This is a genomic window from Ruegeria sp. CDSC002 (genome assembly GCF_059610905.1).
Genome location: NZ_JBXWOM010000011.1, coordinates 127,130 through 150,121, shown reverse-complemented (window position 1 = coordinate 150,121; position 22,992 = coordinate 127,130). Strand labels below are relative to the sequence as shown.

At 58.4% G+C, this 22,992-nt stretch carries 28 protein-coding genes; 17 read left to right on the top strand and 11 right to left on the bottom strand.

What is annotated here, in order from left to right:
* Positions 1-183, top strand: a 183-nt coding sequence (locus AC2FJE_RS19125; protein WP_496691896.1) for an EF-Tu C-terminal domain-related protein, incomplete at its 5' end; no start/stop codon positions are given.
* A 96-nt stretch (positions 184-279) separates the two neighbouring features.
* Here the strand turns inward: AC2FJE_RS19125 and AC2FJE_RS19120 are convergent.
* The gene (locus AC2FJE_RS19120) at positions 280-621 is read right to left on the bottom strand and encodes a RidA family protein (RefSeq protein ID WP_282120772.1); all 342 of its coding nucleotides are present in this window, start codon (positions 619-621) and stop codon (positions 280-282) included.
* Positions 622-1,051: 430 nt separating this feature from the next.
* On the opposite strand from AC2FJE_RS19120, the gene AC2FJE_RS19115 reads away from it, so the two are divergent.
* The 3 genes from AC2FJE_RS19115 to AC2FJE_RS19105 all read left to right on the top strand — a co-directional run bounded on the left by AC2FJE_RS19115 (position 1,052) and on the right by AC2FJE_RS19105 (position 2,404).
* Positions 1,052-1,252 carry a hypothetical protein gene (locus tag AC2FJE_RS19115; protein ID WP_496757714.1) on the top strand — a complete coding sequence of 67 codons (201 nt, stop codon included), beginning with the start codon at positions 1,052-1,054 and terminating at the stop codon, positions 1,250-1,252.
* Between the two features lie 9 nt (positions 1,253-1,261).
* Positions 1,262-1,582: a tetratricopeptide repeat protein gene (locus tag AC2FJE_RS19110; RefSeq protein ID WP_496699752.1), complete on the top strand. Its 321-nt coding sequence runs from the start codon at positions 1,262-1,264 to the stop codon at positions 1,580-1,582.
* Positions 1,583-1,768: 186 nt separating this feature from the next.
* Positions 1,769-2,404 carry a tetratricopeptide repeat protein gene (locus tag AC2FJE_RS19105; RefSeq protein ID WP_496761311.1) on the top strand — a complete coding sequence of 212 codons (636 nt, stop codon included), beginning with the start codon at positions 1,769-1,771 and terminating at the stop codon, positions 2,402-2,404.
* A gap of 25 nt (positions 2,405-2,429) precedes the next feature.
* On the opposite strand, the gene rpe is transcribed toward AC2FJE_RS19105, so the two are convergent.
* Positions 2,430-3,119, bottom strand: a complete 690-nt coding sequence (rpe, locus tag AC2FJE_RS19100; protein ID WP_496757709.1) for a ribulose-phosphate 3-epimerase — start codon at positions 3,117-3,119, stop codon at positions 2,430-2,432.
* Between the two features lie 164 nt (positions 3,120-3,283).
* Here rpe and phnC point away from each other — a divergent pair, with 164 nt between their 5' ends.
* The 5 genes from phnC to AC2FJE_RS19075 all read left to right on the top strand — a co-directional run bounded on the left by phnC (position 3,284) and on the right by AC2FJE_RS19075 (position 8,031).
* Positions 3,284-4,105: a phosphonate ABC transporter ATP-binding protein gene (gene phnC / locus AC2FJE_RS19095; RefSeq protein ID WP_496761309.1), complete on the top strand. Its 822-nt coding sequence runs from the start codon at positions 3,284-3,286 to the stop codon at positions 4,103-4,105.
* A 65-nt stretch (positions 4,106-4,170) separates the two neighbouring features.
* On the top strand, positions 4,171-5,073 hold the full coding sequence (gene phnD / locus AC2FJE_RS19090) for a phosphonate ABC transporter substrate-binding protein (protein ID WP_496726761.1): 903 nt from the start codon (positions 4,171-4,173) through the stop codon (positions 5,071-5,073).
* A 67-nt stretch (positions 5,074-5,140) separates the two neighbouring features.
* Positions 5,141-6,022, top strand: a complete 882-nt coding sequence (gene phnE, locus AC2FJE_RS19085; RefSeq protein ID WP_472724332.1) for a phosphonate ABC transporter, permease protein PhnE — start codon at positions 5,141-5,143, stop codon at positions 6,020-6,022.
* Positions 6,019-7,386, top strand: a complete 1,368-nt coding sequence (phnE, locus tag AC2FJE_RS19080; protein ID WP_496757707.1) for a phosphonate ABC transporter, permease protein PhnE — start codon at positions 6,019-6,021, stop codon at positions 7,384-7,386. The genes phnE (AC2FJE_RS19085) and phnE (AC2FJE_RS19080) overlap by 4 nt, the downstream gene beginning before the upstream one ends.
* Positions 7,387-7,410: 24 nt before the next feature.
* A complete protein-coding gene (locus tag AC2FJE_RS19075; protein WP_496757704.1) occupies positions 7,411-8,031 on the top strand; it encodes an LbetaH domain-containing protein in 621 nt (206 codons plus the stop codon).
* A 104-nt stretch (positions 8,032-8,135) separates the two neighbouring features.
* Here the strand turns inward: AC2FJE_RS19075 and phnF are convergent, their stop codons facing one another.
* Positions 8,136-8,846 (bottom strand): phosphonate metabolism transcriptional regulator PhnF, encoded by a 711-nt coding sequence (gene phnF, locus AC2FJE_RS19070; RefSeq protein ID WP_282120764.1) that lies wholly within the window; start codon positions 8,844-8,846, stop codon positions 8,136-8,138.
* Positions 8,847-8,949: 103 nt separating this feature from the next.
* On the opposite strand from phnF, the gene phnG reads away from it, so the two are divergent.
* The 7 genes from phnG (at position 8,950) to AC2FJE_RS19035 (ending at position 14,394) form a co-directional block, all read left to right on the top strand.
* Entirely contained in the window at positions 8,950-9,411 is a 462-nt protein-coding gene (gene phnG / locus AC2FJE_RS19065; protein ID WP_282170702.1) for a phosphonate C-P lyase system protein PhnG, read from the top strand.
* Positions 9,408-9,983: a phosphonate C-P lyase system protein PhnH gene (gene phnH / locus AC2FJE_RS19060; protein WP_472724327.1), complete on the top strand. Its 576-nt coding sequence runs from the start codon at positions 9,408-9,410 to the stop codon at positions 9,981-9,983. The genes phnG and phnH overlap by 4 nt, the downstream gene beginning before the upstream one ends.
* A gap of 3 nt (positions 9,984-9,986) precedes the next feature.
* A complete protein-coding gene (locus AC2FJE_RS19055) occupies positions 9,987-11,078 on the top strand; it encodes a carbon-phosphorus lyase complex subunit (RefSeq protein ID WP_496757698.1) in 1,092 nt (363 codons plus the stop codon).
* Positions 11,079-11,513: 435 nt separating this feature from the next.
* Positions 11,514-12,374 (top strand): alpha-D-ribose 1-methylphosphonate 5-phosphate C-P-lyase PhnJ, encoded by an 861-nt coding sequence (locus AC2FJE_RS19050; protein ID WP_496757696.1) that lies wholly within the window; start codon positions 11,514-11,516, stop codon positions 12,372-12,374.
* On the top strand, positions 12,371-13,141 hold the full coding sequence (gene phnK, locus AC2FJE_RS19045) for a phosphonate C-P lyase system protein PhnK (RefSeq protein ID WP_496761307.1): 771 nt from the start codon (positions 12,371-12,373) through the stop codon (positions 13,139-13,141). Before AC2FJE_RS19050 ends, phnK begins: the two co-directional genes overlap by 4 nt.
* Positions 13,142-13,165: 24 nt before the next feature.
* Positions 13,166-13,849 (top strand): phosphonate C-P lyase system protein PhnL, encoded by a 684-nt coding sequence (gene phnL / locus AC2FJE_RS19040; RefSeq protein ID WP_282170707.1) that lies wholly within the window; start codon positions 13,166-13,168, stop codon positions 13,847-13,849.
* Positions 13,846-14,394, top strand: a complete 549-nt coding sequence (locus AC2FJE_RS19035; protein WP_282170708.1) for a ribose 1,5-bisphosphate phosphokinase PhnN — start codon at positions 13,846-13,848, stop codon at positions 14,392-14,394. Before phnL ends, AC2FJE_RS19035 begins: the two co-directional genes overlap by 4 nt.
* Here AC2FJE_RS19035 and AC2FJE_RS19030 read toward each other — a convergent pair.
* Positions 14,376-15,059, bottom strand: a complete 684-nt coding sequence (locus tag AC2FJE_RS19030; protein WP_496761305.1) for a DUF1045 domain-containing protein — start codon at positions 15,057-15,059, stop codon at positions 14,376-14,378. The genes AC2FJE_RS19035 and AC2FJE_RS19030 overlap by 19 nt on opposite strands.
* A 52-nt stretch (positions 15,060-15,111) precedes the next feature.
* Between AC2FJE_RS19030 and AC2FJE_RS19025 the strand changes: the two genes are divergently transcribed.
* Positions 15,112-16,251: an alpha-D-ribose 1-methylphosphonate 5-triphosphate diphosphatase gene (locus AC2FJE_RS19025; RefSeq protein WP_282170710.1), complete on the top strand. Its 1,140-nt coding sequence runs from the start codon at positions 15,112-15,114 to the stop codon at positions 16,249-16,251.
* Here the strand turns inward: AC2FJE_RS19025 and AC2FJE_RS19020 are convergent, their stop codons facing one another.
* From AC2FJE_RS19020 to AC2FJE_RS18990, 7 genes are read right to left on the bottom strand one after another with little or no spacing between them, the layout of a single operon-like run.
* A complete protein-coding gene (locus tag AC2FJE_RS19020) occupies positions 16,252-16,728 on the bottom strand; it encodes a class I SAM-dependent methyltransferase (protein WP_282152660.1) in 477 nt (158 codons plus the stop codon).
* Positions 16,729-16,742: 14 nt separating this feature from the next.
* Positions 16,743-17,498, bottom strand: a complete 756-nt coding sequence (locus AC2FJE_RS19015; RefSeq protein WP_496757683.1) for a polysaccharide deacetylase family protein — start codon at positions 17,496-17,498, stop codon at positions 16,743-16,745.
* Positions 17,495-18,637, bottom strand: coding sequence for a glycosyltransferase family protein (locus AC2FJE_RS19010; protein WP_496761304.1), 1,143 nt, complete (start codon positions 18,635-18,637; stop codon positions 17,495-17,497). The genes AC2FJE_RS19015 and AC2FJE_RS19010 overlap by 4 nt, the downstream gene beginning before the upstream one ends.
* Positions 18,634-19,218 carry a histidine phosphatase family protein gene (locus AC2FJE_RS19005; protein WP_496761302.1) on the bottom strand — a complete coding sequence of 195 codons (585 nt, stop codon included), beginning with the start codon at positions 19,216-19,218 and terminating at the stop codon, positions 18,634-18,636. Before AC2FJE_RS19005 ends, AC2FJE_RS19010 begins: the two co-directional genes overlap by 4 nt.
* Positions 19,215-20,291: a glycosyltransferase family 4 protein gene (locus AC2FJE_RS19000; protein ID WP_496761300.1), complete on the bottom strand. Its 1,077-nt coding sequence runs from the start codon at positions 20,289-20,291 to the stop codon at positions 19,215-19,217. Before AC2FJE_RS19000 ends, AC2FJE_RS19005 begins: the two co-directional genes overlap by 4 nt.
* Positions 20,291-21,538 carry a glycosyltransferase family 4 protein gene (locus AC2FJE_RS18995; protein ID WP_282152655.1) on the bottom strand — a complete coding sequence of 416 codons (1,248 nt, stop codon included), beginning with the start codon at positions 21,536-21,538 and terminating at the stop codon, positions 20,291-20,293. The genes AC2FJE_RS19000 and AC2FJE_RS18995 overlap by 1 nt, the downstream gene beginning before the upstream one ends.
* On the bottom strand, positions 21,535-22,749 hold the full coding sequence (locus tag AC2FJE_RS18990; protein ID WP_496757672.1) for a glycosyltransferase family protein: 1,215 nt from the start codon (positions 22,747-22,749) through the stop codon (positions 21,535-21,537). The genes AC2FJE_RS18995 and AC2FJE_RS18990 overlap by 4 nt, the downstream gene beginning before the upstream one ends.
* Positions 22,750-22,992 lie beyond the last annotated feature (243 nt).

Here is a 22,992-nt window from a genome sequence, read left to right as displayed (position 1 = left end):
ACGACTGACGTGACCGGCACCGTGACTCTGGCAGCTGGCACCGAGATGGTTATGCCCGGCGACAACGTGTCGTTCGAAGTTGAACTGATCGCACCGATCGCGATGGAAAACGGCCTGCGTTTCGCCATCCGCGAAGGCGGCCGCACCGTCGGCGCCGGCGTCGTGTCGAAAATCGTCGAGTAATCGCTCTCGAGATATCAAACGAAAAGGGCGTCCCTCGGGACGCCCTTTTTTTGTTTGCATTCCTGCTATGGTCAGCACGCATTGCGCGGACAGGAATTAGTCGTAAGCCGCGTCGACGATGAACTCCACCTTCAGCTCGGCGCGCGCCAATTTGGCTTCGCCGCAAGCCCGCGCTGGGGCATGGCCCTTTGGAACCCAGGCATTCCAGACCTCGTTCAAACCTGCAAAATCCTTCATGTCGGCCAGCCAAATCGTCACGCGAAGCATCTTTTCGCGCGATGAGCCAGCCTGTTCGAGAAGGGCGTCAATCTTCTCGAGGCAAATCCGGACCTGTTCCTGAATTGTCTCGCCCTCGGCGACTTGCCCGGTCAGGTAGGCTACGCCGTTGTGTTTTACAATTTTTGAGGACCGTTCGCCGGTATCTATGCGTTCAATCATGGGGGTATTCTCGTTTTTTGGTGTCGGATACGTTCGTTCATGGTCACAATCCACCAGTATGGCAAACGGAAACCGTTTGAGTGCGTTTCAGAGAAATTTAATACACAGGAAACAAACGTGATCTGAAAGCGCGTGGATCTATCACGCAGTCGTACCGGCTCGATTGCTTGTTTTTGCCACCTTCCGTTCAAACGCGAACGGGCTTTTCCATCCCGGCGCTGAGTGGCCTCGGCGTGGATTGTAGGAGCTGTTGATACCTACAACAAAACAGCCACCGCCACCCCACAGCCCATCCGTAAAATCTCTGAAAGATTTGCGGCGGGGTTTCTTCCGGCACACAGGCGAATTATTTGGCCGCTTCAATTGGGGCGGTCTTTTTCTTTTCACAATTGTCAGTATTCTTGCGGCAGACATTCAGGTTTTCGGCAGCATGATCAAATTGTTAACTAAATTATCGGGAATTTCCCTAACGGCAGCGATTGCGGTGGCTGGCGTAGGACAAGCCAAGCCTTTCCTTACGAACTCTCAGGAAACCTATGTTTCCGCCTGTTTGGATCAGAGCGACACCCCAGAGCGTATCATCGAAATCTGCCAGCACGGGCTGGGTGATGTCGGCGCGTCTGATCGGTAGCGTAGTGAGATGTTGGATAAACTTGCATGGGCCTATTATGATCTCGACGATATGGATCAGGCCGATGACGCATTTGCCGAAATTCTGGCCTTGAATCCCGATACCGAGCTTGGGCTGCAGGGGCGGGCGTGGGTGTATTACAATCGCGATGATTATGCGGCTGCGACCGCGTTGTTCAGGCAAGCCATATCGCGCAAGCCCAATGCAAGCAACATGGCTGGTCTGGCCGCCAGCGCGCGTCGGGCCGGAGAGATGGATTTTGCCGAATTCGAAGAGATGATGCAAACCGCTCTGGCCCTGAACCCTGAATACACTTGGGCGATGCGGTAGCTTGCCTGGAAATTGGTGGATCGTAACCGGCAGGGCGAAGCGCTGAGCCTGTTCAGAACCGCCAGCGAACTGGATCCATATGATCCATATGCGGAATACGGTGTCGCCTTTCTGTTGTCCGAGCAGAACGATTGAGAAGCTGCGTTTGACCACGTAAGTCGGGCATTGGAACTGAAGCCGGATTTCGTGACCGCATTATCGCGCCGGTCCCTTATCCTGCTGATGCTGGATCGGCCCAAACAGGCATTGAAAGATGCCGAAGCGGTGATTGAGGCCGAACCTGATGACACGGACGGCTACGTGCGAAAGGCGCGGGCGCTGTCAGACTTAGGCCAAAGATCACAGGCGCATGAGGTGTTGGAGCTGGCGGAAAGCCGGGTGGGACCGGGTAGTTATCTGCTTTATTGGCGGGCCAGCCTGTTGGCGGACGACCTCGAGTATGAAGCCGCTCTTTTCCACATTCGACGCAGTGTCGCGCTTGAGGGTGCCGACCGCTTTGACCACCGCCTGCATGCGGATATCGCGTTAGGGCTGGGGTACACGGATGAAGCCCGTGATGCCATTGATCAGGCGCTTGGTCTCTACCCCGATGGAGAGTTTGAGCAGTATACGAATGCGCTGGTGCTGCTGGCCGAGGACAGGTTCGATGCAGCAGAAAGCATGTTCGATTCTGCCACCGCCGCAGGCCTGCACCAGGACTATCTTGGCAACTTTCTGGCCGCTTTGGTGGCCGAGGGGCGGTTCATGCAAGCGATCAAGATGCGTGCTCGGTACAAGAACCGCCAACCGGATGCGACAAGTGACGCGCAACGTTCCAACTAGCGCGTCACTTTGGATGCAGTGATGTTTACGAGGTCGCCGATTCCGCCGCGCTACGAACCGCTTTGATGTTTGCGCCGTAGACGTCCGGGATATCGACCGAACCGCCCTTGAATACGGCTGAACCTGCAACCAGCACATCCGCACCAGCTGCGGCCACCAGCGGGGCCGTCTTGGGGTCGACGCCACCGTCAATCTCGATATGGATTGGACGGTCTCCGATCATCGACCGCAGTTTGCGAATCTTGTTGGTCATGTCGATGAATTTCTGGCCGCCAAAACCGGGGTTCACTGTCATGACGCAAACCAGATCGGTCAGGTCCAGCAAGTGTTCAACCGCGTCGGCCGGGGTGCCGGGGTTCAACGCAACGCCCGCCTTCATGCCAGCGGCGCGAATCGCCTGCAAAGTACGGTGGGTATGGGCCCCGGCCTCGACATGTGCGGTCAGGATATCGGCCCCTGCATCCGCGTAGGCCTGAATGTAGGGATCAACCGGCGCGATCATCAGATGTACGTCCATGACCGTTTTGACATGAGGGCGGAACGCTTTGACGGCGGGCGGGCCAAAGGTCAGGTTGGGCACGAAATGGCCGTCCATGACGTCGATATGGACCCAATCCGCCCCCTGGGCTTCGATGGCCTGAATCTCGGCACCGAAATTGGCGAAATCTGCGGACAGGATCGACGGGGCGATCTTGATGCTGCGGTCAAAGCTCATGAATGGCCTCATATGGATAGCGTGTTGGCACAGCGTATAGCGGCGATATGCGCCAATGGGTAGGCCCTCGGTGCGCAGGGGTGTTTACAAAACTTTCACTGTGCCGACACAAAGCCGTTGAATCCCGCCTGTAGCTGGTCGCCAACACGAATTGGGGGTGGCACGTGCTGCGGATAGAAAAACTGACCAAGCGCTTTGGCGACAACGTGGCCGTTGATGCAGCGACGCTGGATGTAGACAAGCCATGCATGATTGGCATCATCGGGCGGTCCGGCGCGGGCAAGTCGACGTTGTTGCGGATGATCAATCGTCTGACGGATGCAAGCGACGGCGAGATCCTGTTTCAAGGTCGTGATATCACCAAGCTGAAAGGCCGTGATAAACGCGCATGGCAGGCTGATTGCGCGATGATCTTTCAGCAGTTCAATCTGGTGCCGCGCATGGATGTGGTGTCGAACGTGCTGCATGGCACGTTGAACCGCCACTCGACACTGGCGACCATGTTTAACCTGTTCCCGATGGAAGATATCCACCGTGCGATTGATATTCTGGATCGCCTCGGCATCGCCGCGCACGCGCCCAAACGCGCCGAAGCGCTGTCGGGTGGTCAGCAACAGCGCGTCGCCATCGCGCGCGCCCTGATGCAGGGCCCTAAGATCATTCTGGCGGACGAACCCATCGCCTCGCTGGACCCGATGAACGCGCAGGTGGTGATGCAGGCGCTGCGCCGCATCCATGAAGAAGACGGCCGCACCGTCATCGCCAACCTGCATACGCTGGATACCGCCCGCCGCTATTGTGACCGGGTCGTCGGTATGCGCGACGGACGTATCGTTTTCGACGGGTTGCCCGAGCAACTGACAACTGGCGTGGCCCGCGAAATTTACGGCGCCGACGCCAGCTTCTCGGAAGAGGCAACTTCGACCCAGATTGAAACACTCGACGCGACCTCAAAAGCGTTGATGGAAGCCGAGGCGACCATCTAGGCCCAATTCACCCCTTTCATCGACCGGCCGATGAAAGGCCGGCATATCAAACCGGAGAGAGACAGATGAAAAAACTGATTGCCGCCCTGGTGGCCACAACTGCGATAGCCGCGCCAGCCATGGCGCAAGATATTTCCGAATTCCGCATTGGTATTCTGGGCGGAGAAAACGCACAGGACCGTCTGAGCAAGCAGGAATGCCTGCGCGAGCAGACCCAGGAATTGCTGGGTGTTGAAACCAAACTGTTTGCACCGGCGGACTATAACGGCGTCATTCAAGGGCTGCTTGGCGGCACTATCGACATGGCTTGGCTGGGTGCATCAGGGTACGCCAAAACCTACCTGAGCGATCCTGAGGCGGTCGAGCCTGTTCTGGTCAAAGTCAACACGGATGGTAGCTATGGCTACTATTCGATCGGATTTGCCCGCAAGGATAGTGGCATTGCCTCGTTGGAAGACATGAAGGATAAGACCTTTGGCTTCGGCGACCCCAATTCGACCTCGGGCTTCCTTATCCCGTCGATCGAAATTCCGCAGGCAACCGGTGCAACCATGACCTCGGGTGATTATTTTGGTGAAGTCAAATTCACCGGTGGTCATGAGCAGACCATTGTGGCCGTAAACAACGGTGATGTCGACGGTGGCGTGACATGGGCCGACGGCCTTGGGGACTGGGAAGACGGTTATCAGTCCGGCGCGCTGCGCCGTGCCGTGGATGCCGGCCTGGTCGACATGAACGATCTGGTCGAGATTTGGAAATCCGCTCCGATCCCTGAAGGCCCGTTTGTTCTGCGCACCGAACTGCCCGAGGATGTCAAAATCAAGATGACCGGTATGCTGGCCTCGATGAATTCGATTGATCCGGACTGCATGTACAACGTTCTGGGCGGTGAATCCAAAGGCCTTATGCCGATCACCCACGACGCCTACGAAATCATTATCGAAGCGCGCAAGCTGAAGTCCAACTAAGTCCGTAAGCACAATGATCGGGGTCCGGCGCACAACCGGACCCCGTTTTTCCACTCAGGAGCATTCCATGACAGACCTGACCGTAGGGTCCCCCAGCGTCGACCAGATCCGGGCCGACTATTCCGAGATGACACGACGCAAGCGGGTCTATGGTGGTATCCTTCTGATCGTATTCGTGGCCATGATGGCAGCGGGTTTCCGCACTGCCGACGACCGTAATGCCGGCAGCTTTGTCGACGGCTGGCACCGTATCCTCGACTACCCGACCGAGGTTCTGTCGGAAGCATGGGAAAAGATCGGCGCGATGCCGGAGAACCTTGTGAAGTTTTTCCCGGCTCTGGTCGAGACACTCAATATCGCTGCGGCTTCGACGTTGATAGGGGCCATCGCCGGGACGTTTCTGGCGCTGATGTCCACGCGTGGCATGGCATTGTGGCCCTCGCTTATCCCGCTGTTTCGTCGCATCGCTGATATCTTTCGCGCGGTGCCTGAAATCGTTATCGCTTTGGTTTTGATCTTTGTGTTGGGCGGTGGTCCGGTGCCCGCAATGATTGCCATTGCCATTCATACGGCGGGTGCGCTTGGCAAGCTGTTCTCGGAAGTGAACGAAAATGCCTCGCTGAAGCCGGTCGAAGGGCTGCATTCGGTCGGTGCAAACTGGTCTCAGCGGATGTATCTGGGCGTGATCCCGCAGGTTGGACCGAACTATGTCAGCTATGCGCTGCTGCGGTTCGAGATCAACATTCGCGCCTCGGCCATTCTTGGTTTTGTTGGCGCCGGCGGCTTGGGTTACGAGCTGCGCAACGCGATGTCCTGGGGGCAGGGGCGTTATGACGAAGCTGCTGCTATTTTCCTTCTGCTGTTCGTCACGATTGTTGTTGTCGATCAGATGTCGGGTCTGTTGCGTGCGCGTCTGACCCACGGTTCCGAGAAAGGAGCGCGGGCATGAGCACTTTTGCCACCGACCTGACCATCGATGAGTTGAAGGCCGAGGCTGATCGTTTGTTCAACCGCAAACGGCTGACCAACTTTGGATTGCCCGCGCTTGTTTTTGTCTATCTGATTTACGTGTTCTTTGCTTTCGACGTGTCTGGAATGGCCGAGCGTGCGAACTGGGAGAACGGCAAAACGCTGATTGCAGACAGCTACAGCTACAAAACGCATGTTTCGCGTGACAATCGCACCGGTGAGGTTTCCACCGCCATCGAAGGTGAACGCAAGGGCCGCTACCCCGACGGTGAGGCTCCGGGCTGGGTGAGTTTAGGCGAGACTACGGTCATTGATCTGGAAGACGGCCACATCGTCCGCTTTGGTCCCGAGACAGTGGAATACGATATCCCCGGCTATGGCATCGTCCGCGCGACACCGACCCGCTCTGCTGGTGTTCAGGCTGAACTGCCCGCGGGCGAGGCGCCGGATTGGATCAACGTTTCAAAAAACCGCATGGCGATTACAACGGATGCGGGGCGCCTGACCGTGACCCGCAACCGGTCCGAGGTCTTCCGCTATTTCAATGGGTGGGAGCTGTTCTGGTTCACGCTTGATAGCCCTTACTATGGTAAGTCGTTCCCTGAATTGGCCGGTCTGGCTGCGCAAGGCGAGGCCAGAGCGATCTTGAATGACTTCTGGACCAACAAGATGTGGCGGCATCAGGATGTTGTCTGGGCCATTTTTGAAACCATCCTGATGGCATTTCTCGGCACGTTAGGCGCAGGTATGATCGCATTGCCTTTGGCGTTTCTCGCCACGCGAAATTTCAACCCGCTCAAATCCGTCCGGTTTCTGACACGGCGTGTGTTCGACTTTGTACGCGGCGTAGACGCGCTGATCTGGACGGTTGTTCTGGCTCGCGCTTTTGGACCCGGCCCGCTGACGGGAGCGCTGGCAATTCTGGTGACCGATACCGGCACGTTCGGCAAGATCTTCTCGGAAGCGCTAGAAAACGTCGACGAAAAGCAGATCGAAGGTGTGCAATCCACCGGGGCGAATGCACCGCAACGCTATCGCTATGGTGTGATCCCACAGGTGACGCCGGTGCTGCTAAGTCAGTTGCTCTACTTCCTTGAATCAAACACCCGCAGCGCAACTGTGATCGGTGCGATCACCGGCGGTGGCATCGGTCTGTTGCTGACGCAAGCGATCATCACCCAGAAGGATTGGGAAGAGGTCGCCTATTACATCGTTCTGATCATTCTGATGGTGATGCTGATGGACTGGTTCTCGGGCTGGCTGCGCCGCCGGCTTATCCAGGGTGAGACAGGCAAGATACGCAAAGCCAGGGACACAAAGGCAAAGTCGTTCTTTTTGCCGTGACTCATGACTAAGGACTACAAAACCATGGCACGACTGCGTTCCGACCAACCGTTTATCCATCCTGATTGCCAAATCTCGGGTAGTTCCTTCGGTGAATTTGTCGAAATTGGCGCGGGAAGCCGCGTTGTGAACTCTGCTTTTGGCGACTATTCGTATTGCGACCGGACCTGTGACATTGCGAATGCCGAGATCGGGAAGTTCGCCAATATCGCCAGTTTCACTCGGATCGGCGCGACAGATCATCCGATGGAGAAGGCGTCATTGCATCACTTCCTGTATCGTTCGGCAGATTACTGGGATGATGCCGAGGATGACGCGGATTGGTTCAAACATCGCGCCAGTCGCGTCGCCCGGATCGGCCATGATACTTGGATTGGGCATGCGGCAATTATCAAACCTGAAGTGACCATCGGGGACGGCGCGGTGGTTGCCTCGGGGTCTGTCGTCACTAAGGATGTAGCGCCCTATACAATTGTAGGCGGCGTGACCGCCAAACCGATCCGTACCCGGTATCCGGTTGGCGTGGCCGAGCGCATGATGGACCTGGCCTGGTGGGATTGGGACAATGACCGTCTGCGCGCCGCCCTGCCGGATTTCCGAACATTTAGCGCCGAGGCATTCCTGGAAAAATACGAGCTGACTTGAGTAGGCAAGAACCGAAACCTCCTGTGCCCGCACCCGCATCGGCTATGACCAACGGGATGAGACCTCAGTCAGGAGATCGAGACGGGCGGGAGGGTTTCTGCGGCCTAGTCCTCGTTCAGGGTCAGGGTGACCCGATCTCCGGCAAATACGGTACGCCCGAATTCAATCGGCAGACCATTAGGATCTGCGTTTATGCCGACGGAATACAGTACAGGCGCACCTTCTGTCAGTCGCAGGTGCAGGGCCTGTGTTGCCGTCGCCGCGCGCGCATTCAGGCGGGTTGAGATGCGGGTGTAATCCTTAACACCGCAGTGCTGCAAAGCCTTCGTTACCGATTCTGTCTCGGATAGCGCCTCAAGAATGCCGGGCAAGCGGTCCGCGGGAAAGACACTTTGGAACAGCCCGATTGGCTGCCCATCCGCCAGAGACAGTCCGTCATATACGTGTACCTGGTCGCCTGAAGCGATCTCCAGGGCCTCTGCTTCTGTTTCATCTGCGGCGCGCGTTGTGAGCGTAAGTATCTTTTTGCCGGGAATCTTACCGCTGGCCGAGATGCTCTTGTGGTATCGGACGCGCTTGCCGATGGCATAATCGGTCGGACGGGCCGCGACAAAGACACCGGCGCCGCGACGGGCATGCACCAGACCTTGGTCCGCCAGATCCGACAACGCGCGCCGTACCGTATGGCGGTTGACCCCGTGTTTTGCCGCCAATTGCGCCTCGGTCGGCAGGCGGTCGCCGGTGTTGTAGCGGCCTTCTGCAATGTCGGATGTCAGGTTCAGGGCGATGCTTTTCCAGACGGGTGTTTTTCTCATGTCATCAAATCTTCACAAGGTTGCGGATTGCCAGCCCAGGCATCGGGATGTAGTATTTGTCTAGTTGTATAGATCATGTAGACAACCCGGCCAAGAGGCTTTGATGACAGATCAAACATATAATTCTAAGGCAACGCGACAGGACTGGATGGGCCTGCTGGCGCGTGCGCCTGAAAGCGCGCTGATGCCCCTTTGGGACAAGTACGAAGTACGCCCGAATTTTGAATGGCTGCGCAGCCCCGAAGTGGGCGGCGTCATGGTGCGCGGGCGCACTGGTGGCACTGGCGCTCGGTTCAACCTTGGCGAAATGACCGTCACGCGGTGTTCTCTGGTGCTGCAGGATGGAACGGTTGGGCATGGATACGTGCAGGGCCGGTCCAAGCCCAAGGCCCAGGCGGCCGCGTTGATTGATGCCTTGATGCAGACCTCGGCTGCGGGTGCGGTTCATGACCAAGTGATCGCGCCGCTCAAGGGTCAGATGCAGTCCGCCAGAACAGATCGCGCCTCCAAAGCCGCAGCGACGAAGGTCGAGTTTTTCACCATGGTAAGGGGAGAGGACACATGACGGCGCAGACCCAATTTTCCGGGGGTTTTCAGAATGCACCGGTCCAGGCCGCGCATGCATTCCGCGCCGCCATGACCGTAATGGCCCAGCCCGGAGAAATCCGTGATCTGAAGGGTGCGCAACCGCCAAAGCCCCTGTCGATCGCAGCGGGAACCTTGCTGCTGACTTTGTGTGACCCCGAGACAAAGGTCCATTTGGCGGGCGCGTTCAACAACGATGCGGTGCGCGAGTGGCTGACCTTTCACACAGGTGCGCCCATTTCACAGGCTGCTGTAGCAGATTTCGCCGTAGGGAGTTGGGCCGAGCTCAGCCCACTGGGATCATTTCGTATCGGTACCGCAGAATACCCAGATCGCTCGGCCACCTTGATTGTTGAATGTGACGCGCTGCAACAAGCAGGTGCCATTCTAAGTGGTCCAGGGATCAAAGACACTGCGCGGCTTTCCTTGCCGGATGCCCTGGCAATGCAGGCCAACGCGGCTTTGTACCCGCTTGGATGTGACTTCTTTTTTACCTGCGGCGACCGGGTGGCGGCCCTGCCTCGCAGTACCCAAATCAGTGTGGAGGCCTAGGCAATGTATGTTGCAGTCAAGGGTGGCGAGACGGCCATCGAAAACGCACATGCCTGGTTGGCGGAAGAAAGACGCGGCGCAACCGACATTGACGAACTGAGCATCGCCCAAATCCGCGAACAGCTGGGTTTGGCAGTCAATCGGGTGATGGCCGAGGGGTCCTTGTACGACCCTGATTTGGCGGCCCTAGCTATCAAGCAGTCGCGCGGTGATTTGATTGAAGCGATCTTTCTGATCCGAGCCTATCGGACGACATTGCCGCGATTTGGCTATTCGAACCCGGTTAAGACTGATGAGATGGCGTGTGATCGCCGGATTTCGGCCACGTTCAAGGATGCGCCGGGCGGGCAGGTGCTGGGGCCAACCTTTGATTACACACACCGATTGCTGGACTTCAAACTGGCCGCAGAAGGTGAGGTTCCGGCTGCGCCTACGGCGCAACCCCGCACCGAGGCGACGCCACATATCACTAAGTTCCTGAAGGGCGAGGACATCATTCAGGATGAACCCGCCAGTGACACCACCCCGGGTGATCTGACCCGCGAACCGATGGAGTTTCCGTCGAACCGCCCCCTGCGTCTGCAATCCCTGACCCGTGGGGATGAGGGGTTTGTGCTGGGCATGGCCTATTCAACGCAACGCGGTTACGCCCGTAACCACGCATTCGTCGGTGAGTTACGGATCGGCAAGGTCTCGGTCGAAATGGAGGTCCCGGAACTGGGTTTCGCCATCGACATCGGCGAAATCGAGCTGACCGAATGCGAGACGGTGAACCAGTTCAAGGGTTCCAAGACCGAACCGCCGCAATTCACCCGTGGCTATGGTTTGGTCTTTGGTCAGTCTGAACGGAAGTCCATCGCGATGGCTTTGGTGGATCGCGCCCTGCGTTGGGAAGAGTTGGGCGAAGACAATCTGGGTGCGCCCGCGCAGGATGAGGAATTCGTCCTTAGCCACGCGGACAACATTCAGGCGACTGGATTCCTGGAACATATCAAGCTGCCGCATTACGTCGACTTTCAGTCCGAACTGGAGCTGGTTCGCAAACTGCGCCGTGAGGCCGAAGAGCGAATCACGCCAAAGGAGGCCGCAGAATGAAGGCCGTCGTGTTCAAAATCGGTAGTGTTCTGCTTGACTGGCACCCCCACTTGGCATGGGCCGACGAACTGGCGTTCGAAGACGCCGCGCAGTCCGTTTGCAAAAGCAGCGTCCACTCTACCTCTCCTCAAGTGTTGGAGGCCGAGCTGTGTGCAAGGGGTCGCTTATGAGCTGGACTGCGTCTGCATCCCCACTGGGACGCACCAGGCTGACGAATTGCCAAACCTGCCTTATTGGCGTCGCAGGTTTCTACCGGGTGGCGAGTCCGTGCGCGCGCCAACCGAACTCCATTCGCCATTTGGATCCCTCTTTTGCGCACGACGTCGTCGCTTCGCATGACGAGAGTGAAAGAAAAGATACACCAATAGCGCCAATAACAATGCGCCCAACAGAAATACGTCCACAAAAACACCAAAAACAAAGTGATACATCAAAATGAATGAGTATAACTTCGCATATTTGGACGAACAAACCAAGCGAATGATCCGGCGCGCCATTCTGAAAGGTCTGGCTGTGCCCGGTTATCAGGTGCCATTCGCCAGCCGTGAAATGCCGATGCCATATGGCTGGGGCACCGGTGGCGTGCAGGTTTCAGCTGCTACATTGACGCCCGAGGACACGTTTAAAGTGATCGATCAGGGTGCCGATGATACCACCAACGCCGTGTCGATCCGCAGGTTTTTTGAGAACACGGCAGGTGTGGAAACGACCGAGGAAACCGAAAAGGCCACAGTCATCCAGACCCGCCACCGCATCCCCGAGGCGAAGCTGCGCAAGGACCAGATCATCGTTTATCAGGTGCCGATCCCGGAACCTCTGCGCTTTCTGGAACCGCGTGAGACCGAGACCCGCAAGATGCACAGCCTCGAAGAATATGGGCTGATGCATGTGAAGCTGTACGAGGACATCAGCCAGCACGGGGCGATTTCGACCGCATATGCCTATCCGGTGAAAGTGTCGGACCGCTACGTGATGGATCCGTCGCCGATCCCGAAATTCGACAATCCAAAACTTGAGATGGACGCGATCCAGCTGTTTGGTGCGGGACGTGAACAGCGGATTTACGCGGTTCCGCCGCATACCAAGGTCGTCAGTCTGGATTTCGAGGATTACCCGTTTGAGGCCACCAAAGCCGACCACCCATGCGATTTGTGCGGCGCCGAGGACAGCTATTTGGACGAAGTGATCATGGATGATGCCGGCAACCGGATGTTTGTTTGCTCGGACACTGATTATTGCCGGTCTCGCCGTGAAGCGGGCCATGTTGGCCGACTGGCCGAGGAGAATGCGGCATGACCCCCCTATTGCAGGTCAAAGGCATCGAAAAGCGCTATGGCGCGCGGATCGGGTGCTTGGATGTGAGTTTTGATCTCTTCCCTGGAGAAGTAATGGGGATCGTGGGTGAAAGCGGATCGGGCAAGTCGACGCTGTTGAATTGCATGGCCGGTCATCTGGAACCCGATGCAGGGCAGGTGATTTTTGACACACGTGCTGATGGTCCAGTGGATACGGTCACCATGTCCGAACCGGAACGCCGGATGCTGAGCCGAACGGACTGGGCCTTTGTACATCAGCATGCGCGAGACGGCCTGCGGATGTCGGTCAGTGCTGGCGGCAATATTGGTGAGCGTCTGATGGCGGTGGGGGATCGTCACTATGGCGACATCCGAGACCGTGCGATCGACTGGCTGGGCCGGGTTGAGATTGAGGAATCCCGTGTAGATGACCGTCCGTCGGCCTTTTCAGGCGGGATGCAGCAGCGATTGCAGATTGCCCGCAATCTGGTCACGGGGCCGCGCCTCGTGTTCATGGATGAACCAACGGGCGGGCTGGATGTTTCCGTTCAGGCGCGTCTGCTGGATCTGCTGCGCGGGTTGGTGCGTGAGATGGGGTTGAGCGCGATCATCGTCACCCATGACCTCGCCGTCGTACGCCTGCTGGCGGATCGACTGATGGTGATGAAAAGCGGTCAAGTGGTTGAGGCCGGGTTGACCGATCAGGTTCTGGACGATCCACAACATGCCTACACGCAGTTGCTCGTGTCCAGCGTTCTGCAGGTTTGAGTATTTGGAAAAAGATGAAGTGCTATGATTGAGCTAATCAATGTCAGCAAGAGCTTTACCCTGCACAATCAGGGTAGTGCCGTAATTCCGGTGATGCAGGGTGCATCTCTGAATGTCGCCGCAGGTGAATGCGTCGCCCTGACCGGGGCTTCAGGCGCAGGGAAATCAACACTGATGCGGGTGGTCTATGGAAATTATCTGGCCGCATCAGGCCGGGTCCTTGTCGGTGGTCTGGACGTCGCCAAGGCCGAACCGCGCGAAATTCTGGCTTTGCGGCGTGAGACGCTTGGCTATGTCAGTCAGTTCTTGCGTGTGGTCCCCAGAGTTCCGACGCTTGAGGTGGTGGCCGAGCCGCTGTTGGCCGTTGGCTGCGACAAGCAAGCGGCGCTGGATAAGGCGGCAGATTTGTTGCGGCGGTTGAACATTCCCGAAAGACTGTGGAGCCTGAGCCCGACCACTTTTTCGGGCGGTGAGCAGCAGCGGGTGAACATCGCACGTGGGTTTGCGCATGATTACCCTGCGATGCTGTTGGACGAACCGACTGCCTCACTGGATGCGCAAAATCGCGAAACGGTGCTGTCTTTGATCGAAGAGGCCAAAGAACGCGGCGCGGCGATTGTTGGCATTTTCCACGATATCGAAGCGCGCAGCCGGGTCTGTGATCGCGAGATCAACGTGTCTGAATTCACCCCGGGGATGGTCGCGTGAGCCTTGCGCCGGTCATAGCCGTTGTTGGTCCGTCAGGTGTCGGCAAAGACAGCGTCATGGAGGCGTTGGTCGCGGCGTCGCCAGGTATCCTGCGGGTTCGCCGGGTGATAACCCGCCCCGAAGGCGAAGAAGGCGAAGATTTTGATCGCGTGTCGATTGAAATCTTCGAGCAGATGGTGCTGGACGGAGCCTTTGCGTTGCACTGGAACGCGCATGGGCTGCACTACGGCATCCCGATTGAAATCGCAGACCAACGGCAAACGGCGAATGCGCTATTGGTCAATCTGTCCCGTTCGGTTTTGTTGAACGCGCAGGCGGTTTTTGGCGACCTGATCGTGATTTCGCTGACAGCGGACCCTGAGGTGCTGGCGCAGCGCCTCTCTGTACGCGGGCGGGAAAGCGCCTCTGATCAGGCGCGTCGTCTGGGACGGGCTGGTATGCCCTTGCCCGACGGGCTGAACCGTGTGATCGAAGTTGATAATTCCGGGCCGCTGGAAGTCACGATTGATGCGATCCTTTCCGGGCTTCAACCGGAAAGGGCGTAGCGATGGATCAGATGAAACCTCCCATCTTCGGCTTCGCCCATAAGAGCCAGATCCTTGATCTGACAGGGGGCGGGCAGCAGGGGGACCAGATGGTCCTCCAATGCGGCCTGAACGGTTTTCAGCGTGGGTTTGTCCAGTTTTCCGCTGAGGGTGATGTGAAAGCGGAACGTGTCCATCACGTAAGGGTAACCCCAACGCAGCAAGTTGGCGTCCTGTTCCGGCGTCAGGCCCGAGGCACGTCGGCGGTCCAGTTCCGCGGCGGACGCGGGGGCGCGAAAGCTGTCAAGTTCGCGGACGCAAGCCGCTGCAAGCGCGTTCAGCGAGTCGGTATTACCTACCGGCCGCAGGGCCAGAAAACGACCCAGCCGGGCGATCTCGAACCCGTCCAGCGTGACGGGCGGTTGTGTTCCGGCCAACCGTTCACAGGCGTCTTGCAAGTCGATCAGAGATTGTCCCTTGTTCAGGCGAAACGGCGGCTTCAACGTCGCGTGAAGACCGTATTTGCGCGGAACATCGGTCGAGGCTGCGACGTCCACGCCGTCAATGACAGGATGCGCAACTTCAGTTCCGGCTTCCATGTCCCAGCCCAACCATTGGGTCGCAAAGATTGTCCATTCGGCCTGAGCCGGTGGCGCAAAATAGATCGCGTATCGCGTGAATGTCACATTGGCCTCCTATGCGTGGCCTTCCCAATAGCTCAAACCTTGTGAAGTTCAGATGACAGAAGAAATGATACTTGCCAATGCCACGCTTGTTCTTCCCGATGAGACGGTCGTGGGCAGCCTTCGGATTGTGGGGGATACGATTGCCGAGGTCGCGACCGGCGCAACTGTTCCCGCTGGTGCAATTGACTGCGAAGGGGATTATGTCTGCCCTGGTCTGGTCGAACTTCACACCGACAACCTTGAGCGTCACATTCAGCCACGTCCCAAGGTTGACTGGCCTCATGCCGCCGCAATTCTGGCCCATGATGCCGAACTGGCCAGTACCGGGATCACGACCGTGTTCGATGCGATGCGGATAGGCTCGATCCCATCCGGGCAACGCTATGTCAAATACGCGCGCGGTCTGTCGCGTGAGCTGTGGCAGTTGCGGGAACAGGATACATTGAAGATCAGCCATTTTCTGCATTTGCGGGCCGAGGTCTGCTCGGAAACCCTGGCCGAAGAGTTAAACGAATTCGGGCCCGAAGACCGTGTAGGTCTGGTCTCACTCATGGACCACACGCCCGGACAACGGCAGTTCCGCGATTTGTCGAAACTGGAAGCGTATCTGAAAGGCAAACTGGGGCTTGAGGGAGATGGATTTCTGCAACACGTGGCCGACCTTAAGGCGATGCGCGACCGCTATGGTGATCTGCACGAGGTAGAGACGGTAAAAGCGGCCAAACGGTTTGGTGCAATGCTGGCCAGCCATGATGACACGACGGACGAACAGGTGCGCGTATCGGCCGGTCACGGGATCACCCTTGCCGAATTCCCGACCACGGTCGAGGCTGCGCAGTCCTGTCATAATCACGGTATCAAGGTGATGATGGGCGCACCCAATGTGATCCGGGGTGGGTCGCATTCCGGCAATGTCGCTGCGCATGAATTGGCGCAGCTGGGCCATCTCGACATACTGTCCTCGGACTACGTGCCATCCGCATTGTTGCTGTCTGCTGTGAAACTGGGCGAGATGTGGGGTGATTTTGCCCGCGGTTTGAAAACCGTGACAAAGACACCGGCAGAGGTCGTTGGGCTGGATGATCGTGGTGAGTTGCGGGCGGGCACCCGGGCGGACGTCATCCGGTTCCGGATGCGAGAAGGCACCCCTGCGTTGAATGGTGTTTGGTCGCGCGGACGACGCGTGGCCTGATCAGGCCCTGTAGAACAAGTATCGGTCCGGCGCGATGGTGTCCGGGCCGCTTATCTGTTCAAAGCCAACCAAAGGTTGGCCCGAGATTAGCAGACCACCGGGCAACATCACCTGCGCAATCAGTGGGCTAAGGCGCGCCGCTTCGGCAACGTCCTCTTCCTTGACACCCCGCCCGAAATCGTAGTGACCGAAAGCGATCCTGGGTCCACCTTCTGCCAGCTTCTGCAGCATCGGCTCGGCCTCACCCTGCAAAAAATCTTCCGCTGGCGGTGTGCTGGACGGATGGCACTGCAGCACGCGGTCCATGACCCAGATTCTCCGATCCGGCAGAATTTCCCGCAGGTGATCATAAGTGCGCCCGTTTCCAAGGCCCATATCCAGCACGTCGCCTGCCATACCCGAGATCTGATCTACCGCCCAATTCAAACCGTCACGTTGTGCGGTCAGGCGGCGCAGCATGGAATCCAGTCGGCTCATTCAGATCTCCGTTTTCAGTCGGCTTGGGGGGCGGACCAGACAAAGCCCGGCCCGTCCAGCAGCCGGTTTAGCAGGTCGTGGGTAAAGGCCCAGATGTCCTCATCATGAACCAGATGGTGGGTCAAGATGCCAAAGGGCTCGGTGTTGTCTGCGCGACCTTCGCGGCGATTTTGCAGCAGCTGAGTGGTCTTTGTGATCAACATGTCCGGGTCGGCCAGTCCGCGTGATCCGCGCCAGTCTATTGGATCCAGATGCGTGTTGATCTGGGCCAATCCGGGCGCTGCCTGCGGGCTGGACCGTGGCGTGGCGGTCGATAAGATGCGATACCCCGCTGCGGGCAATTCCTGCACCACCTCTGGCGCTATGCGGTTCCATGGCGGCACGAACATCGGGCACAATTGATCTGCAAACAGGGTGCGCAGCCGCGATATCCCCGAGCCGATATCCCCAGTGATATCGTCCATGGGCCGGTGCAGGCGGAATTCGGATTTCTTTTCATCCGGTGGTGCGTGGTTCTGATGGGCCCAACCGTGCACGACCGGGATCAGGTTTGGCTGGGCAGTTACATACTCGATCAGCGTGTCTTGGACATCACGGGGGATGATGGCCAGATGAACAGGCACCCCAAGGTGGTCTGACATCGCGGTCAAGCGATCAAGCTGCGGCGTTGTGGAAACCGCATCATCGTCGCGCCACCACAAAGGCAGCGCCAGTCCTTGTTGACGCCAGAGTTCCAGCTCATCCGTCAAAACGCGCCAGTCAACGCTCATCCGCGGCGCTCCAAAAGTTCTTTGGCGACGCGTACGGATTGCGCTGCACCATCGAACCCCTGATCTGAGACAGGACGAGGTTCCGATGAAATCACGCGGCCCACGGCCTGGGCCAGCAGATCTCCGTTCAAATCTTTGCTTGCGATGACATCGATGGCGGGCATTTCCGCAAGGGTGCGGGCGCGCAGGCTCTGCTCGACCTCATTGCCATCATCAAATGGGATAAACACGGCAGCGGTTCCTGCCTGCAGAATATCCAATGCCGTATTGTAGCCGCACATGCTGACCGAAGCCGCCGCGTGGGGCAGCATCTGGCGAAAATCGGGCCGCACCGCTTCCAGAGTGACAGGGGCACCCTCCACTTGCTTCTGCAGTTCTGTAATGCGCGCCTTTGCGTCTTGCCCGCCGACCAAAAGGCGCCAGCGCCTGTTGGACATCTTTCGGGCGGCCTCGATGGCCGCGCGAAAAATCGGCTGCCCAACCGAACCGCCGCCTGCGCTGACAAGCACTTCGCCTTTGCCGGTTGCATCCTTGTGCGGTGTTGGGGCCAGCGGAGCCACGAAACCCGTGTAAAACAGGCGACCCTCCAGCTGCTCGGACACAGGCCAACTGACGTTCAACGGCACAACGCTCTGGTCCGAATGGACAAGGATGCCGTCGTAGTGCTCTGCGACAATCTGCTCTGCCCGCTCGGCCTTTGAGGGTTTTGAGGGCGGCGCCAGAATGTCCCGGATCGATCCCAGAATTATCGGGCGCGGGTGCATATCACGGGCCGCCTCTAGCGCAGCCGAAAATTCACCTGTCAGGGATCGGCGGCCAAACGGATAAAGCTCGGTGATCAAAACATCCGGTGCAAAGCTGCGAATTGCTTCAACCAGAGCAGTTTTGCGCGCCGCGAAAAACCCGACATCCGCTACCGTTCCGGCTTGTGTCAAAAGGCGGGTGAAATCAGTGCCATCCGAGCGCAAAGGGGGCAGGCCCAACAGCGTCATTCCGGCCGTGTCCAACTGAGGAGCGGGCATCCCACCAGAGACCACGAAGGTATCATGCCCATCCGCGACAAAGGCCCGGCCCAGCGTCAACGCGCGGCTCAGGTGCCCGGTGCCCAACAGGTGGGTGACAACAATCATGACTTTCATTCGCGGGGGCCTTGTCGCAGCAGTCGAACCGGTTCGGGTTGCGGCTGAAAACCATCCAGATCAATGACATAAAGTCGGTTGCGCTTGATCTTGAACGGGGCAGAGCCGTCAAAGTTCCATCCCCAGGCCGAGGCCAGAATGACGCGCATGATCCCAATGTGACACACGGCGACAGTGTCGCCTTGCAAACCGCCCAGCCAGGGTTGCAATCGCGCCCGCACTTCCGCCGGACTTTCGCCGTTCGGCGGGCAATAGTCCCAGCCCCAATCCTCGATATGGCGATATCCGCTGTCTGCGTCTGCAATCAGGTCAACGCCGCGCTTGCCTTCCCAATCGCCCCAGTTCATCTCGGTCAGGGCTTCGGACACCTTAGGCTCTCGCCCCGCGACCAATGCGGCGGTTTCGCTGGCGCGCTGCAGGGGGCTGGACCAGAGCGCTGCCTTGTTCCACGACTCGGGCAATTCATATCCGGCCAGTTCGGTGCGCGCGTCATCGTCCAGCGGGATGTCACTGCGGCCCTGAATACGGCCAGCGCGGTTCCAATGGGTGTGGCCGTGGCGCAAAAGAGCAAGTTGGCTCATGCGGTGCCTCCGATCAAAGGCCGCGCAGCCTGCCAGAACCGTTCGGTTGCTGCGGGCATCAGGTGGCGGTTGGACACATACTTTTGGGCCGTCGCGCCAAGCGAACGGCGCAGGGCAAGGTCGCCAATCAGCGTCTGTAGTCTGGTGGCAAGCGCTTCGGGTCCTGCTTCGACCTCGGGGTAGTCGGCCGGCGCCAGAACATCGCGGACACCGGGCCTGTTCTGCGCAACAACCGGAACTCCGCTGGCCTGAGCCTCAAGGTAAATCATGCCAAATGCCTCATTCACGCCGGGCCACACCAAGATGGACGCATTTGCGTATAAGTTTTGCAGGGCGTCACGATCCAGTTGCCCCAGAAACCGGACCTTGGAGCCAAACGGTGTCATAAGGTCTTCGATCTCAGCCCGCGCAGGTCCATCCCCTGCAATATCCAAAGCCCAATCCCCGTTCAAATGCGACAGCGCCTGCGCCAGCAGTTGGTACGACGCCAGTTTGTCACCATGCCGCATCATTCCCACCGTCAGCATCGGCCCGTCACATGAGGAAGCGGGCGGCAGGCTCGAGATTGGCAAAAAGGGCGGCAATTCGACCAGACGCTGATCCTCGAATTTTTCACGTTCCAGCGTGATTAGATCGTTGGCCGTGTGGTAAAAAATGACGTTCGCCGCGTCGCAGGCATCATGTGCGGCTTGCGCAAAGCCGGACCATGGGCCGCGTAACCTGCTGGTCGCACGGGTACTTTCCAATTGCACATAGGGGATGCCCCGAACGGCGCACACTTTAGGGCCCAGCAGATCGGGGGCCTTGTAGTAGTTGTGATACGTCACCCACAAATCCGTGTCGTGGGTCATGTCCGCGATCAGTCGCCGGGCTTCGGCATCGGCGTCAGAACAGAGACGTTGTTGAACCGCCGGATCGCCCGTTTTGTCGTAAATGCGCAAGTCCGATACGAGATCGACCTCGTCGCCCTGCGCCCCGATCGCCCTGATCAGATTGCGCGCCATTTCCCTGTCACCCGATGGCACCGGGCTGTCCGGAGATTTCATCGGTGAGAAAAAGGCGACGCGGGCCATCAGTCTTTGCCCGCGCCCAATGCGCTGAGCCGTTTGGACAACAGGGCAATGCCGGGGTCCATGCGGAACTCGGCAATCAGGCGGGAATAGGCAGCGTTGGCCATAGATGCAGTACGCTCAGGAGCGGCGGCCATTTCGGTGATCGCGCTGGCAAGTGCGGACGGGTTGTCGTCGGACAAAACGCCATGCGTTCCGGTTTTTATGAATTCCGGAATGGCGGAAACCGGTGTCGACAGGATCGGCAACAGTTGAGACGCAGCCTCCATCAGAACATTTGGCAACCCGTCGCGATCTCCGTCAGCCGCGATCCGGCTGGGCAACACGAACAGATCAGAGCCGCGCATCGCCTCGATCACTTCGGGCTGGTCACAGGCGCCCTTCCAGGTGATCCGGTCCGCGATACCTTGGGCCTCAGCCCGTTCGCGCAGCGCATCACCAAGCGCACCGCCACCAATATGTGTCCAGTGCCAGTCCAGCGAATTGGGTAGCGTGGCGAACGCATCGATCAGGCGATCAAAGCCCTTTTTCTCGACCAGACGACCGACTGAGAGCATGTGAAACCGCCCATCCGGTGCCCGAGCTGCGCGGGTCGGTGGGTCGGGAAAACGGTTCAGGTCCAAGCCATGATAGATCAGATCGACCCGCGCCGGATCATCGGCCAAACTGCGCAAGTGTTCCGCCCCAATGGCAGTACAGGTTGCGCCAAAAGCGGCCCCATGCGTGCTGGCCTGCAGTTTTTCGGCTTTCTCCCAATCGGGTGACGTCCAGATGTCTTTGGCGTGTGCCGAAAAGCTCCAGGGCAAGCCGCGCATGATGGCGGCGTAGCGTGCGACCGACGACGGCGTGTGCATGAAATGCGCATACATCACCTGCGTTTCCCCGGGCAACTCGGCGGCCAGAACACAGGCCTGCCCGAAACGCCGGATGCGGTTCTGTGTCGGGTCGCGCCGCAGATCAGAGCGCCAGACCTTATAAGCCTCGGTATAGCCGGGCAGGGTCTGCGCGATGTGGCGCGCGGCCCAAACGCGATCAGGTTCTTCATACAGGTACTCGGGCAGGTAGTGGACTTGTCCCTTGAACCGATCATGCAGTGGATGACGTTTGGTGTCGGTCGGGTGGCGCAGGGACCAGATGTCAAAGCTGTGGCCTGCGTCCTGCAAGGCGACCAGTTCCTGTGCGATAAACGTCTCGGAAAGGCGCGGCCATCCTTTGACCAGCACCGCGAGCTTGGGTTTTCCTGAAGTCATCCGGTGGCTCGTTCCCGTTCCCCACCAAGCAGCGCGTCCACGCGGCTTGTGACATAGTCCAGACCATCCAGCAGGCCGTCGCGGATTGCCTGAGAAGGCAAGGGCTGATCGGGCAGATTGCGAATAGCCTTAATCATCGTGTCCGCCGTCAACCCGTCACGGTTTTCGTCCAGCATTCTGACAAGTCCCAGGCCCTCGGCGCGTGAGGCGCGGATCCACTGTTCCAGCCGAGGTGTCGTGCGTGGGACGATGACGGCGCGTTTGTCGAACGAGAGCACCTCGCAGAACGTATTGTAGCCGCCCATGCAGACCACACCCGCAGCGCCGGCAAACAGCGTTTCGATCTGCGATTCAAAGCCAACAGCCGAGACCCGACCATTCAGCGCGGCAACGCGGGTTTCGAAATCGTCGCGCAGCTCGCCCGACAGGAAGGGGCCGTAGACAAGGACAGCGCGCGGTGACAGGTTGGGATCTTTTTCATAGGCGCATAAAACCTGGTTCACCAAGGCTTTGCCGTCACCGCCGCCGCCCGGCGTAATCAGGATGTAAGGTTGTTCCGGCGGATCGCCTATCGGCCCAAGATCACGGCGCAAATAACCAGTCCAATGGATACGCGACTGCGTGGCAGGGCTGAGCGGCAGGCCCTCGGTCGGATCATAGATCGAGCGTAGTCCGTACACCCAGATTTCGTCGTAGAACCTTTCGGTTGCTGCAATGGCTTCTTTCCGCTCCCACTCGGCGGCCAACACTTCGGGTTCATCCAAAACGTCACGCAGACCCAGGACCATTTTGGTGCGGCGGGACCGCAGCAAATTTTCCAGGGTGGGCAACAACTCGCTGCGGAAACCGGTTGGTTCCTTGTCGACGATAAGGACGTCAGGATCGAATTGCTGAACCGCCGTCTGGATAAGACCCGCCCGCAGCTCAGTCACTTCCTCGATGCCCATTCCAATTGTCTGGGATGCATAAGATCCATCGGCGCGTTTGGTCACTCCTGGCAAACGCACGTGGTCGACGCGACGCGGAAAGGTGAACCGCCCGGCCACGGGTGACCCGGTCAGGATCAGCGCTGATGCCGATGGGTCAGCCTGCGTCATCGCACCAGCCAGTGCACGGGATCGGCGCAAGTGACCCAACCCGAACGTATCGTGGCTGTAGAACAAGATGCGCGGCGCACGGCCGGTTGTATCGTTTTGTCTTCCTAGGCTCATGCCTTTGCCCAATTCAGTGTTCTGGTGCAACTCCGCGCGCTTGCACCCGTATCGTATATATTTTTTTTAGCCGCGTGCAAAATCACTGATCCTACCAGTCGTTACCGGCTTGTTTCGATTTTAGCCGTGGGTTTCGCATCTGCGCCCTGTTCTATATCAAATTTCCTGCCCATCCGTCATGATGGCAGCGTCAGGTTGGTCATATTCAGTTTTTTCCGGGTTGCAAACACTTCTGTTCACAGC